Origin of the sequence: Streptomyces hokutonensis, from assembly GCF_000376565.1 — a bacterium.
GTDB classification, from domain to species: Bacteria; Actinomycetota; Actinomycetes; order Streptomycetales; family Streptomycetaceae; genus Streptomyces; species Streptomyces hokutonensis.
Genome location: NZ_BARG01000025.1, coordinates 143621 through 156136, shown reverse-complemented (window position 1 = coordinate 156136; position 12516 = coordinate 143621). Strand labels below are relative to the sequence as shown.

General features: G+C 71.8%; 11 protein-coding genes. 9 read left to right on the top strand and 2 right to left on the bottom strand.

The features are described from left to right. The first annotated feature begins 46 nt into the window (after positions 1–46). The gene (locus SSP08S_RS14685) at positions 47–1498 is read left to right on the top strand and encodes a PucR family transcriptional regulator (RefSeq protein WP_026178492.1); all 1452 of its coding nucleotides are present in this window, start codon (positions 47–49) and stop codon (positions 1496–1498) included. A gap of 13 nt (positions 1499–1511) precedes the next feature. Here SSP08S_RS14685 and SSP08S_RS14680 read toward each other — a convergent pair whose 3' ends face one another. After that, complete coding sequence (locus SSP08S_RS14680) at positions 1512–2900, bottom strand: glycoside hydrolase family 43 protein (protein WP_019068369.1); 1389 nt, start codon at positions 2898–2900, stop codon at positions 1512–1514. A 237-nt stretch (positions 2901–3137) separates the two neighbouring features. Here SSP08S_RS14680 and SSP08S_RS14675 point away from each other — a divergent pair, with 237 nt between their 5' ends. The 4 genes from SSP08S_RS14675 (at position 3138) to SSP08S_RS14660 (ending at position 6937) form a co-directional block, all read left to right on the top strand. Further along, entirely contained in the window at positions 3138–4583 is a 1446-nt protein-coding gene (locus tag SSP08S_RS14675; RefSeq protein WP_019068368.1) for an amidase, read from the top strand. A gap of 2 nt (positions 4584–4585) precedes the next feature. Then, complete coding sequence (locus SSP08S_RS14670) at positions 4586–4804, top strand: NfeD C-terminal domain-containing protein (RefSeq protein WP_245607882.1); 219 nt, start codon at positions 4586–4588, stop codon at positions 4802–4804. A 143-nt stretch (positions 4805–4947) separates the two neighbouring features. After that, a complete protein-coding gene (locus tag SSP08S_RS14665) occupies positions 4948–6435 on the top strand; it encodes an SPFH domain-containing protein (RefSeq protein WP_019068366.1) in 1488 nt (495 codons plus the stop codon). Positions 6436–6490: 55 nt separating this feature from the next. Beyond that, complete coding sequence (locus SSP08S_RS14660; protein ID WP_019068365.1) at positions 6491–6937, top strand: type II toxin-antitoxin system PemK/MazF family toxin; 447 nt, start codon at positions 6491–6493, stop codon at positions 6935–6937. Between the two features lie 24 nt (positions 6938–6961). Here SSP08S_RS14660 and SSP08S_RS14655 read toward each other — a convergent pair whose 3' ends face one another. Beyond that, entirely contained in the window at positions 6962–7786 is an 825-nt protein-coding gene (locus SSP08S_RS14655; protein WP_019068364.1) for a TIGR02452 family protein, read from the bottom strand. Positions 7787–8066: 280 nt separating this feature from the next. Here SSP08S_RS14655 and egtA point away from each other — a divergent pair, with 280 nt between their 5' ends. From egtA to egtD, 4 genes are read left to right on the top strand one after another with little or no spacing between them, the layout of a single operon-like run. Then, positions 8067–9371 (top strand): ergothioneine biosynthesis glutamate--cysteine ligase EgtA, encoded by a 1305-nt coding sequence (gene egtA, locus SSP08S_RS14645; RefSeq protein WP_019068362.1) that lies wholly within the window; start codon positions 8067–8069, stop codon positions 9369–9371. Continuing rightward, positions 9368–10699: an ergothioneine biosynthesis protein EgtB gene (gene egtB, locus SSP08S_RS14640; protein ID WP_019068361.1), complete on the top strand. Its 1332-nt coding sequence runs from the start codon at positions 9368–9370 to the stop codon at positions 10697–10699. The genes egtA and egtB overlap by 4 nt, the downstream gene beginning before the upstream one ends. Then, positions 10699–11472 carry an ergothioneine biosynthesis protein EgtC gene (gene egtC / locus SSP08S_RS14635; RefSeq protein WP_019068360.1) on the top strand — a complete coding sequence of 258 codons (774 nt, stop codon included), beginning with the start codon at positions 10699–10701 and terminating at the stop codon, positions 11470–11472. Before egtB ends, egtC begins: the two co-directional genes overlap by 1 nt. Beyond that, positions 11469–12431, top strand: coding sequence for an L-histidine N(alpha)-methyltransferase (gene egtD / locus SSP08S_RS14630; protein WP_019068359.1), 963 nt, complete (start codon positions 11469–11471; stop codon positions 12429–12431). Before egtC ends, egtD begins: the two co-directional genes overlap by 4 nt. Positions 12432–12516 lie beyond the last annotated feature (85 nt).

Sequence of the window (12516 nt, the reverse complement as noted above, 5' to 3'; positions counted from 1 at the left end):
CGACCGGCGACAATTGTGTCGGTCACGGAGCAGTACGCTTCCTTTTGTGGCCGGAAACAAAGTGACCGTCGAGGATCTGCTCGCCTTCCCCGCGCTCCAGCTCTCCGTGAAAGCCGGTCGCGGCGGGCTCGGCAGGTCCGTGTCCTGGGCGCACGCCAGCGAACTCACCGATCCGACGCCCTGGCTGCTGGGCGCCGAGGTGATCATGACGACGGGTCTCGCGGTGCCGCGTACGGCGGCCGGACAGCGCGCCTATCTGGAGCGGCTGGACGACGCCGGGGTGTCCGCGCTCGCCCTCTCCGCGCAGCTGCACATGCCGCCGCTGCACGAGGCGTTCTTCCGGGCGGCGGAGGAGCGGGGCTTCCCGGTGCTGGAAGTACCGCTCGCAGTCCCGTTCATCGCGGTGTCCCAGGAGGTCGCGGCCGCCGTCCAGGAGGACGCCCGGCACCGGCTGGGCGCGCAGCTCCAGGTCTTCGGCGCGTTGCGCTGGCTGGTCGCGGAGGACCTGGACACGCCGACGCTGCTGCGCCGCCTCGAAGACCTGTCGGGCTACGACGTCTATCTGTGCACGCCCCAGGGCCGCCCGCTGCTGCCCGGCGTCCCGGTTCCGGATCCCGCCGTCCTGCCGGCCTCCGTCGACGCCCCGCCGACCGTCCCCGGCGGATTCGTCCTCCCGGTGCCCGCGCCCGGCGGCCCGGCGGGCTTCCTCGTCGCCTACGAGCGGCAGGGCGCCCAGCCCGCGGGACTCGCCGTCGCCCAGCACATCGCCACCGTGGCGGCGCTGCGGCTGGCGATGGTCCGCAACGAACGCGAGACGCTGCGCCGCGAGGGCGCGGAGACCCTGGCCGAGCTGTTGCAGGAGGTCCTCGACCCGGAGGCGGCGCGCCGCAGGCTCGCCCGGCACGCGATCGACGGCGACACCGTGCTCGTCGTCGTACGGCACACCACCGACGAGGCGTTGCTGCGCTGTCTGGAGGACCACCCTCATCTGCTGCTCACCCGGGGCGAGGACCGCTATGTCCTGGGCGCGCCGGAGCTGACCGTCGCCATCGGTGAACTACCGGGCGTGGCCGCCGGAATGAGCCGCCCCTTCCTCCCCGGCGCCGCGCTGCGGGTCGCCCAGCGCGAGGCGCTGTGGGCGGTCTCGAAGGCCATGGAGTCGGGCCGTCCCGTCGTCCGCTACGGCGACGACGCGACCGGCCGCTGGCTGCCCGACGACCCGGCCGTCCTGACGGCACTGGTCGAGCACGTGCTCGGCGAGGTGCTGCGCTACGACGAGGCCCACGACTCGCAGCTGCTGGTCTCGGCCCGTACCTGGATGGAGCGGGACCGCCGCACCGACTCGGCCGCGGCGGCCCTGCACATCCATCCGAACACCCTCGCCTACCGGCTGCGCCGCTTCGGCACCCTCACCCACCGAGACCTCACGTCGACGGGCGCGCTGGCCGAGGTCTGGCTGGCGATCCAGGCGGCAGGGGCACTGGGCCTCACCGACTGAACACCGCCTCGGTTCAGGCCCAGGCCGTCACCGGCACGAACGAGCTGTCGGTACGGAAGAGGTCCGTGCCGTCGGTCGGGTCCACCCGGAGTTGGTAGTTGTAGTGGCGCAGGTAGTAGCCGGGATAGTTGTACGACTCGAAGCGGAGCGAGCCGGTGGTGGCACCGGTCCGGGCGTAGAACGTGGCGTCCTTCGCGAACGTCGTCGTGCCGTCGTTGGCGTCGAACCGGCCCCGGAAGTCGTAGTGGCGCAGGTAGTTGCCCGCGCTGTCCCGGAAGGAGAAGCCGGTCGCGTCGGCGAGGCCCGCGACGACGGTGAACGTGGAGGCCTGCTTCAGCGCGGTGGTGCTGGCGCTGGTCACCACCGGCAGGTTGAGCAGCGAGGACACCTCCTGCCAGTAGCGGGTGGTGTAGTTGGCGGACTGGAAGGAGCGGGTGACCCCGGTCGCGAGGCTCGGACCGCCGGACACCGTCTCCTTGATGACCGTGAAGTGGCGTGCCGTGCCGGAGAGGGTGGTGAGCGCGGTCGGCGCGGACCAGGTGGCGAAGGTGTCGTAACTGTCGCTGTAGTAGTAGTTGCCGTCGCCGTAGCCGTCGAAGAAGATCCGCCAGCCGCCGTTGTCGAGCTGGACGACCGAGGGGCCTTCGCGGTAGCTGCCCCAGCCGGCCCAGTCGCCGGTCTTCGAGATCGTGTACGGGCCGGTGAGGCTGGAGGCGGTGGCGTACTCGATGTACTTCGCCGTCTCGTTCTTGGTGAAGGCGTGGTAGGTCGAGCCGATGCGCACGATGTACGTGTCGATGTGGTTGGAGCCGATACCGGACAGCGCGACCGGTGAACTCCAGGCGGTGAGCGCAGAGTTGGTCGCCTTCAGCCGGTACGGCGTGAAGATCCACTCGTCGTCGGTGGTCGAGCAGGACACGATGACGTTGACACTGCCGTCGCCGTCGACGAACCACTCGGGGGCCCAGGCGCGGGACAGGTTGGTGATCGGGACCGTGTAGTCGTACAGGAAGGTCCAGTTGACGCGGTCGGTGCTGCGGGCGAAGCCGATGGTGGTGCTGACGTCCTCCCAGGTGTGGGTGGTGTACGTCAGGTAGTAGTAGCCGTCGGTGTGCTTGAACACGCTGGCGTCGCGGATGCGGTTGCTGGGCGGGGTGTAGGCGGAGGCCTGGACGAGGCGGAAGTCGGTGGCGTCGTCGGACTGGTAGACGTTGACGGTGCCGTCGTCGCTGTTGAGGAACGGGACGATCGTGTAGCGGGTGGCGTAGCCGGCGGCGGGGGCGGCGGCCAGGGCCGTGCCGAGCAGTCCGGGGGCCTCGCCCAGGACGAGTGCCGAGACGGGCAGGGCGGCCATCGCGCGCAGCAGGGCGCGGCGGGACGGCGTGGGGGGACGTGTGGTCACGGGCGGCTCTCCCGGAGACTCGGACGTTCGTCATGTCGAACGCGGTTCGTGAATTCGGTCAGAAGGTAGGGGTGGGTCAGGAACACGTCAATGGTTTGCGCAGTGCTGGAAGATCTCTGTGGGAAGCCTGTGGCGAACGGTCAACCGTCCACGCCACGCGGGATGTTGCGGCATCCGCACCACACCGGGCTCCCGGCCGTTACCGTTCGGTAGACCACGCGCCACGGAGGTGCCGCCATGACGCCCGACCGCTCCCCCGGCCTCGCCGAGTCCGCCCGCGCGCTGGCCGCCGGCGAGGTGACGTCACGCACCCTGACCGAGCGGGCACTGGCCCGGATCGAGGCAACTCAGGCCTCCCTGAACGCCTTTCGGATCGTACGGCGGGAGGCCGCGCTGGCCGAGGCCGACGCGGCGGACCGTGAACTGGCCGCCGGAGCCCGCACGTTGCTGCTCGGTGTGCCGGTCGCCGTCAAGGACGACACGGACGTGGCGGGCGAACCGACCGCGTTCGGCTGCCGGGGCAAGTTCCCACCGGCGGCCGAGGACGGGGAGGCGGTACGGCGGCTGCGGGCGGCCGGTGCCGTGATCGTCGGGAAGACGAACACCTGCGAGCTCGGGCAGTGGCCGTTCACCGAGGGGCCCGCGTTCGGCGCGACCCGCAATCCCTGGAACTCCCGTCATACGCCCGGGGGTTCGTCCGGCGGCTCGGCGGCGGCCGTCGCGGCGGGCCTGGTCCCGGCCGCGCTCGGCTCGGACGGTGCCGGGTCGGTGCGCATCCCCGCCTCCTGGACCCACCTCATCGGCGTCAAACCGCAGCGCGGACGCATCTCGACCTGGCCGCGCGGCGAGTCCTTCCAGGGCATCACGGTCAACGGCACCCTCGCCCGTACGGTCGCGGACGCGGCCCTGCTCCTGGACGCGGCGAGCGGCAATCACGCCCAGGACCCGCACCGGCCGCCCGCGCTGCGGATGGCCGAGGCCGTGGGGCGCGCCCCCGGGCGACTGCGCATCGCCCTCTCCCTGAAGCCGCCGTTCACCGCGCTGCCCGCCCGACTGCGCCCGGACGTACGGGCCCGGGTCCTCGAACTCGCCGAGAGACTGGCCCGGTTGGGCCACACGGTCGTAGAGGATGATCCGCCCTACGGCCAGATCGGGCTGACCTTCCTCCCCCGCGCCACCGTCGGTCTCGCCGAGCGGGTCCACGAGGCACCGCACCCCGGGCTCCTCGACCGCCGCACCCTGGAGGCCGCCCGCCTGGGCCGGCTGCTCGGCGGGGCCCCGCTGCGGGCGGCGCGGCGCGCGGAGGCGACCCTGCACGACCGGTTCGGCGCGTTCTTCGGCAGGTACGACCTGGTGCTCGCGCCGACAACTGCCGCTCCCCCGCCCCTCATTGGCGCGATGCTCGACCTGGACGGACTGGCCACCGACCGCGCGATGATCGCCGCCTGTCCCTACGCCTGGCCGTGGAACGTCCTCGGCTGGCCCGGCGTCAATGTCCCCGCCGGGTTCGTCGCGGACGGACTCCCGGTCGGCGCCCAGCTGTTGGGCCCCGCGAACAGCGAACCGCTGCTGCTGTCGCTGGCCGCCCAGCTGGAGGCGGAGCTGCGCTGGCACGAGCGGTGGCCGGAGCCGGTCGGTGCGGATTCCCCGGCGGCACAGGACCGTTCGGCCCGTACCCTGTGACCATGGACGATGCGTCGATGGTCGGGCTGATGGGGCGGGTCACCGGGACGGTCGGACCCGGGCTCGTCGGCGAGGTGATCGTCCGGGTGCGCGGCGGCGCCGAGCACTTCCTCGCGTACGCCGCCACCGGCACGGACCGGATCGAGCGGGGGACCGTGGTGATGGTGGTGGACTACCTGCCGCCGAGGACGGTCTACGTCACGCAGGCATACGACAGTTGAGCCGCCTCCTTCGCAGGTGAGAGCGTTTCAGGGGCGTATGCGTCAAGATTGCAACAAGGATCCGTCAGCGTCTGTACCCCGGTGTCGCACAGGCGCACACTCCCTTCGTTCGGTGCCGAAAGGGCACCATCAAAAGGGGGCGTATGCCGATGGTCATCGGCGTCGTAGCGGGGGTGGCGGTTGTCGCCGTCCTCGTACTGATCGGTCTGTTCAAGTCGATGTGGCGGGTCGCCGAGCCCAACGAGGCACTCATCATCTCCGGCTCGAAACACCGTACCGAAGGCCTCGAAGAGGGCATGGGGTTCCGCATCGTCACGGGGCGCGGCACGCTGGTGCTGCCGGGTGTGCAGGCGGTGCGCAAGATCTCGCTGGACCTCAACGAGACCGAACTGCACGTGGATTGCGTGACCACCCAGGGCATTCCGCTCAAGGTGCGGGGCGTGGTCATCTTCAAGGTGGGCGACGACTTCGTGTCGATCGCCAACGCGGGCCGCCGTTTCCTCGACCAGCAGAAGATGATGTCGGAGCGGGTGCACAACGTGTTCGCCGGTCATCTCCGGTCCATCGTGGGCGGGTTGACGGTCGAGGACATGATCCGCGACCGGGAGAAGCTGACGGGCCAGACCCGTGCCGCGTGCGGTACGGAGATGGAGAAGCTGGGTCTGATCGTGGACTCGCTGCAGATCCACGAGATCGAGGACCCGACCGGGTACATCAAGAACCTCGCGATGCCGCACGCGGCGGCCGTGCAGCGGGACGCGCGCATCGCGCAGGCCGAGGCCAACCGCCTTGCCACCGAGGCCGAGCAGAAGGCCGCGGCACGGATGTCGGAGGCCACCCGGGACAGCGAGATCCTCCAGGCCGGCTACCAGGCCGAGCGGGACAAGGCGGCGGCGAAGGCCCGGCAGGCCGGACCGCTCGCGGACGCCGCCGCCCGGCAGGACGTCGTCGTCCAGGAGACCCGGATCGCCGAACTCGACGCGCTGCGCCGGGAACAGCAGCTCCAGGCGGACGTCCGCAAGCCCGCGGACGCCCAGGCCTACGAGACCCGGGCCCGTGCCGAGGCCGAGCGTGACGCGCGGATCTCCGCCGCGCAGGCCAAGGCGAAGGAGACCGAGTTGGCGGCCCTGGCCGAGGCGAGCCGGATCAAGACGGCCGCGAACGCCGAGGCCGAGGCGACCCAGGCACGAGGTGCCGCCGCCGCGACGGCCACCCGGGCCACCGGTGAGGCCGAGGCCGCAGCCGCCCAGGCGAAGGGTCTGGCCGCCGCCGAGGCGACCCGCGCCCAGGGTCTCGCCGAGGCGGAGGCCATCAAGGCGCGGGCCGCGGCCCTCGCCGAGAACCAGGAAGCGGTGGTCGCGCAGCAACTCGCCGAGAACTGGCCGGAGATCGTCCGGGCCGGCGCGTCCGCGTTCGGCAGCGTCGACAACATGGTGGTCCTCAACGGGGCCGACGGCATGGCGGAGATGCTCGCCAAGGCGCTCACCATGGGCGGTGCCGGACTCGGTCTGGCCCGCCAGCTGCTGGCCTCGATGAACGAGAACGGGCAGGCCCCGAACGGGACTTCGGCCCTCAACGGGAGTGTGCAACCGCCGTCGCAGAGGGTGCCGGTGGAGACGGACGAGAAGTGACGTCAACGGGAGGCTGACGCACGGGTCGCGGGGGACACCCTCTAAGGTGCCCCCCGTGACCGCGTTTACCGATGAGAACGTCCCGGGCCGCTTCGGCCCCTCCGCCACCACCGAGGCCGACCCGCGCGAGGTCGGCAAGGTGCGTACCGAGTACTCCCCCGCGCACGACGGGGACCCCGACCCCGGTGAGATCGTCTGGACCTGGGTGCCGTTCGAGGAGAACGACGGCCGGGGCAAGGACCGCCCGGTACTCGTCGTGGCCCGCGAGCCCGGCGGGACCCTGCTCGCCGTCCAGCTCTCCAGCAAGCGGCACGACGCCGACCGCGAGTGGGTCGCGATCGGCAACGGGCCGTGGGACAAGTCGGGCCGCGACTCCTGGGTCGACGTGGACCGCGTCCTGCGCCTGCACGAGGACGGCATGCGCCGGGAGGCGTGCGCCATCGACCAGATGCGGTTCAACCTCGTGCGCCACCGGCTGCACGAGCGCTACGGCTGGACCTGAGCAGCCCCGACTGCACCTGAGCCGCTACTTCTGGAGCTGAGGCTCCGGAAAGGCCCGTACGAAGGCGTCCCGGACCGTGGCACCCGGTGTGCGGTCCAGGACGCCGAACACCACGTGCTCGAAGGCCGCGGCGAACCGTCCGCCCGGCCCGAGCAGCGCGTGGAAGGCGCCCGCGACCTGCGCCGGGTCGTTCTGGAACACCCCGCAGCCCCAGGCCCCCAGGACCAGCCGCCGGTAGCCGTGCGCCACGGCCGTCTCCAGCACCCGCTCCGCCCGTACGGCGACGGCGCCCGGCAGCTCGGCGGCGCGCTCCGGTGCCGTGCGCAGCACGACCCCCGCGTTCGGCGCGGCGGCGGTCAGGAAGCCCGCGGTGTACGGCTCGTCCAGGAGGCGGCCCTTGTCGTCGCGGAAGACGGGTACGGCCGGTGAGTGGATGACCCGGTCCGTGTAGAACGGGTCGCGGTGGGCGCGGTGGTGGTCGTAGAAACCTCGGGCCTCCAGCAGGCAGGTGTACAGCGCGGAGGCACGGCACAGGGCCTCCTCCTGGGCCTGCGCGCCGTTGAGGAAGCCGCCGCCGGGATTGCGGGCCGAGGCGAAGTTCAGGACGGCGACCGGGCCGGTGATCCGGCGGGCGGCCTCCAGGCTGCTCTCGCCCGTGACCTCGATGAACGTGTCCGCCGGAGAGAACGCCGGTATGCGCACCGGCTCCGGTCCGTGCAGGCCGGTGCCCGCCCGGGCCGCCTCGATCGCGTCGGCGATGGACACCTCGCGCCCGTCCGCCGCGCGGTAGCCCCCGGCCGCCACGATCTGCTCGGTCTGCTGCGCGATGCCGCGCAGGCGCGCGCTCATGGCATAACCCCCGTGTACGCCATGAGAGCGCGCCCCGCGATCTCCCCCGTGTTCTCCCCCGTCGTGCTCATACCAGCATCCTGAGCGATGCTGGTCGTGCGGTGCAACGGAGTTTCCGGGCTCCGCGAACGGCCGGCGAACCGGAGATTACCGATCCCGAACGTGGCAATACGCACCCTTGTGCGACTAGCCGTGAGGGTCTTGGGTGGTACGAGTGTGCCGGCCCGGGCCCAACCGAAACCGGGCCGGTGGCATGGTGGAATCTCAGGAGGATCCCGACATGTCCGATACGGCAAGTGACTGTAGCGACTGTACGGAGCCCCGTACCGCGGTCACCGAACCCGAGGTGGAGGCCCTGGTCAGGGGCATCTGCTTCAAGACCGGTCCGCCCCGAACCCTCGGGGTCGAAGTGGAATGGCTCGTCCACGAGCTGCGTCTCCCGCAGCTCCCCGTGACACCCGAACGACTCGAAGCGGCCTATGCCGCGTTGAGGACCGTGCACCTGAGGTCGGCGCTCACCGTCGAGCCCGGCGGCCAGCTGGAACTGAGCTCGTCGCCCGCCGCCTCCCTGATGGAGTGCATCGGTACCGTCTCCGAAGACCTCGACACCGTCCGCGCGGTGCTGGCCCGCGACAACCTGGGGCTGGTCGGCGTCGGCCACGATCCCTGGCACCCGCCGCGCCGGTTCCTGCACGAGCCGCGCTACGACGCGATGGAGCGCTGCCTCGACCGCACGGGCCCCGCCGGCCGCCGCATGATGTGCAGCTCGGCGTCCGTGCAGGTGTGTCTGGACGCCGGCTACGAGGAGCCGGGGCCGCTCGGCCACGGGCGGCGCTGGTGGCTGGCGCACCAGCTGGGCGCGGTGCTGGTGGCCGCGTTCGCCAACTCCCCGCTGGTCGGCCGCAGCCCCACGGGCTGGCGTTCCTCCCGGCAGCTGATCTGGATGGAGATCGGCCCCGGGCGGGCCGGCGCGCCCCCGCTGGACGCGGAGCCGCGCGGCGCCTGGGCGGAGCACGTCCTCGACTCGCCGGTGATGTGCGTCCGGCGCGAGGACGGCCCGTGGGACGTGCCCGAGGGGCTCACGTTCCGGGAGTGGACCCGGTCCTCGACGCCCCCGACCCGTGACGACCTCGACTATCACCTCACCACCCTGTTCCCGCCGGTCAGACCCCGTGGCCATCTCGAACTGCGCATGATCGACGCGCAGCCCGGGGACGACGGCTGGATCGTGCCGCTGGCCGTGACGACGGCGCTGTTCGACGACCCGGAGGCCGCCGAGACCGCGTACCGGGCCGTGAAGCCGCTGGCCGAACGGTCCCTGGGGCTGCCCGCGCCGCACAATCCGCTGTGGATCGACGCGGCCCGCTACGGCCTGTCCGACCCGGAGCTGCACGAGGTGGCGCTCGTCTGCTTCGCGACGGCACTGGAGGCGCTGCCCCGGCTGGGCGCGAGCGCCGGGGTCGTGGACGCCGTCCGCGCGTACTTCGACCGCTATGTCATCCGGGGCCGCTGCCCCGCCGACGATCTGCTCGACCGCGTGCGTGGCACGGACAGCCGCCCGCACGGGAAGGACATCCGCACATGACCGACGCCGACACCACCGTTGATGACATCGATATCGAGGCGCTCAGGGAACGGGCGCTGACCACCCTCACCACGGCCCGGGACCGCACCACGCTCCTGACGAGCTGTGTGGACGAGCCCGAACTCACCGCGCAGGTCTCGCCGTTGATGTCCCCGCTGGTCTGGGACCTCGCGCACATCGGCAACCAGGAGGAGCTGTGGCTGCTCCGCGCCGTCGGCGGCCGGGACGCGATGCGCCCCGAGATCGACGGCCTCTACGACGCGTTCGAGCACCCGCGTTCCGAACGCCCCTCGCTGCCGCTGCTGCCGCCCGCGGAGGCCCGGCAGTACGCGGCCGAGGTGCGCGGCCGGGTGACGGACGTACTCGCCGACTCGGCGTTCCGCGGGTCGCGGCTGACGGAGGCGGGCTTCGCCTTCGGGATGGTCGCCCAGCACGAACAGCAGCACGACGAAACAATGTTGATCACCCATCAACTCCGTACAGGGCCTCAGGCGTTGACGGCTCCGGACCCGGAACCGGTACCGCTGTTCACCGGTCCGTCCGAAGTCCTCGTCCCCGGCGGCCCGTTCACCATGGGCACCTCCACCGAGCCGTGGGCCCTCGACAACGAGAAGCCCGCGCACCGGCGCGAGGTGGCCCCCTTCTACATCGACACGACCCCGGTGACGAACGGCGCGTATCTGGCGTTCATCGAGGACGGCGGCTACGACGATCCGCGCTGGTGGACGAAGGAGGGCTGGGCACACGTCCGCCGCAACTCCCTTGTGGCACCCCTGTTCTGGCGCCGGGAGGCGGGCCAGTGGCTGCGCCGCCGGTTCGGTGTCACGGAGGCCGTGCCGCTCGACGAGCCGGTGGTGCACGTGTGCTGGTACGAGGCCGACGCGTACGCCCGCTGGGCCGGACGCCGGCTGCCCACCGAGGCGGAGTGGGAGAAGGCGGCCCGCCACGACCCGACGTCCGACCGCTCGATGCGCTATCCGTGGGGCGACGCAGACCCGGCCCCGGAACACGCCAACCTCGGCCAGCGCCACCTGCGCCCGGCACCCGCGGGCAGCTATCCGGCGGGCGAATCACCGCTGGGCGTACGCCAGTTGATCGGTGACGTGTGGGAGTGGACGTCGAGCGACTTCCTGCCCTACCCCGGGTTCAGGGCGTTCCCGTACAAGGAGTACTCGGAGGTGTTCTTCGGCCCCGAGTACAAGGTGCTGCGCGGCGGTTCGTTCGCCGTGGACGAGGTGGCCTGCCGGGGCACGTTCCGCAACTGGGACTATCCGATCCGGCGGCAGATCTTCTCCGGGTTCCGCACCGCCCGCTCGGGAGCCGTCTGATGTGCCGTCATCTGGCGTACCTGGGACCCGAGGAGCCGCTCGGCCGGCTCCTCGTGGACCCGGAGCACAGCCTGTACCGCCAGTCCTGGGAACCGCGCCGGCAGCAGCACGGGACGGTCAACGCCGATGGTTTCGGGGTGGGTTGGTACGCCGAGGGCGACCCGGTGCCGGGCCGCTACCGGCGGGCCGTGCCCATCTGGGGCGACCAGTCCTTCGCCGACCTGGCCCGCGTGGTCCGTACGGGGGCGCTGCTGGCCGCCGTACGGGACGCGACGTTCGCGGGCGCGGACGGGGAGGCCGCGGCGGCTCCGTTCGCCGCGGGCCCCTGGCTGTTCAGCCACAACGGCGCCGTCACCGGCTGGCCCCAGACGCTCGCCGCGCTCGCCCAACGCCTGCCCCCGGTCGACCTGTTGTCCCTCGAGGCCCGCTGCGACTCGGCGCTCGTGTGGGCGCTGGTCCTCGGCCGACTGCGGGCGGGCGACGAGGAGGGCCAGGCGCTGGCCGACACGGTGCTGGAGGTGGCCCATGCCGCCCCCGGCTCGCGCCTCAACCTCCTTGTCACCAACGGCGATTCGATCGCCGCGACGGCCTGGGGCGACACCCTCTGGTACCTCTCGGAGCCCGGCCGCCGCACGGTCGTGGCCTCCGAGCCCTACGACGACGACCCGCACTGGCAGGAGGTCCCCGACCGCACTCTGCTCACCGCGACCCGCGCCGAGGTCCTCCTCACCCCCCTGAAAGACCTCGCACCATCGAAGGAGCCCCGTACGTGAGCCCGTTCCTTCTCACCCGCACCCTGCCCGAGGACGCCACCGACGCGGCCCTGCGCGCCGACGTCCTGCACGGCCTGACCCGCACCCCGAAGACCCTGCCGCCGAAGTGGTTCTACGACGCCCACGGCAGCGAACTCTTCGAGCAGATCACCGAGTTGCCCGAGTACTACCCGACCCGCGCGGAACGGGAGATCCTCATCGACCGGGCCGGCGAGATCGCCGCCGCGACCGGCGCGCGGACACTCGTCGAGCTGGGCTCCGGCTCCTCGGACAAGACGCGTCACCTCCTCGACGCCTTCACCGACCTGGCCCTGTACGTCCCCGTCGACGTGAGCGAGAGCGCGCTCACGCAGGCCGGGCACGCCATCGTCGCGGAACGGCCGGGCCTGGACGTACACGCCCTGATCGCCGACTTCACCGGCGCGATCACGCTCCCGGAGACACCGGGACCGCGCCTGCTGGCGTTCCTGGGCGGCACGATCGGCAACCTGCTGCCGGCCGAACGCGCCACGTTCTTCGCCGGTCTCCGCGCGTTGCTCTCACCCGGCGACGCGCTGCTGCTGGGCACGGACCTGGTCAAGGACGAACAGGTCCTGGTCCGGGCGTACGACGACGCGGCCGGGGTGACGGCCGCGTTCAACAAGAACGTCCTGACCGTGGTCGACCGCGAGCTGGGCGCCGACTTCGACGCCGGCGCCTTCGACCACGTGGCCCTCTGGGACGCCGAGAACGAGTGGATCGAGATGCGGCTGCGGTCCCGCACGGACCAGACCGTGAAGATCCCGGCGCTCGATCTCGCCGTCGACTTCGCGGCCGGCGAGGAACTGCGCACCGAGATCTCGGCGAAGTTCCGCAAGGAGGGCGTGCGGACCGAACTCTCCACTGCGGGACTGGAGTTGGCCCACTGGTGGACCGACCGGGAGGGCCGCTTCGCGCTGTCACTGAGCGTGGTGCGCTGACATCGGGTGACGGGCCGTCTCGCGTACCGCCGCACCTTGGGGCACGGTGGAGTGACGCGTGACGCGCCCGTCACGGCCGAGAGGA

Bases quoted from the DNA above. Each gene is read 5' to 3' on its own strand.
- SSP08S_RS14675 (WP_019068368.1), top strand. From the start codon at position 3,138: ATGACGCCCGACCGCTCCCCCGGCCTCGCCGAGTCCGCCCGCGCGCTG.
- SSP08S_RS14670 (WP_245607882.1), top strand. From the start codon at position 4,586: ATGGACGATGCGTCGATGGTCGGGCTGATGGGGCGGGTCACCGGGACG.
- SSP08S_RS14665 (WP_019068366.1), top strand. From the start codon at position 4,948: ATGCCGATGGTCATCGGCGTCGTAGCGGGGGTGGCGGTTGTCGCCGTC.
- SSP08S_RS14655 (WP_019068364.1), bottom strand. From the start codon at position 7,786: ATGAGCGCGCGCCTGCGCGGCATCGCGCAGCAGACCGAGCAGATCGTG.
- egtA (WP_019068362.1), top strand. From the start codon at position 8,067: ATGTCCGATACGGCAAGTGACTGTAGCGACTGTACGGAGCCCCGTACC.
- egtB (WP_019068361.1), top strand. From the start codon at position 9,368: ATGACCGACGCCGACACCACCGTTGATGACATCGATATCGAGGCGCTC.
- egtC (WP_019068360.1), top strand. From the start codon at position 10,699: ATGTGCCGTCATCTGGCGTACCTGGGACCCGAGGAGCCGCTCGGCCGG.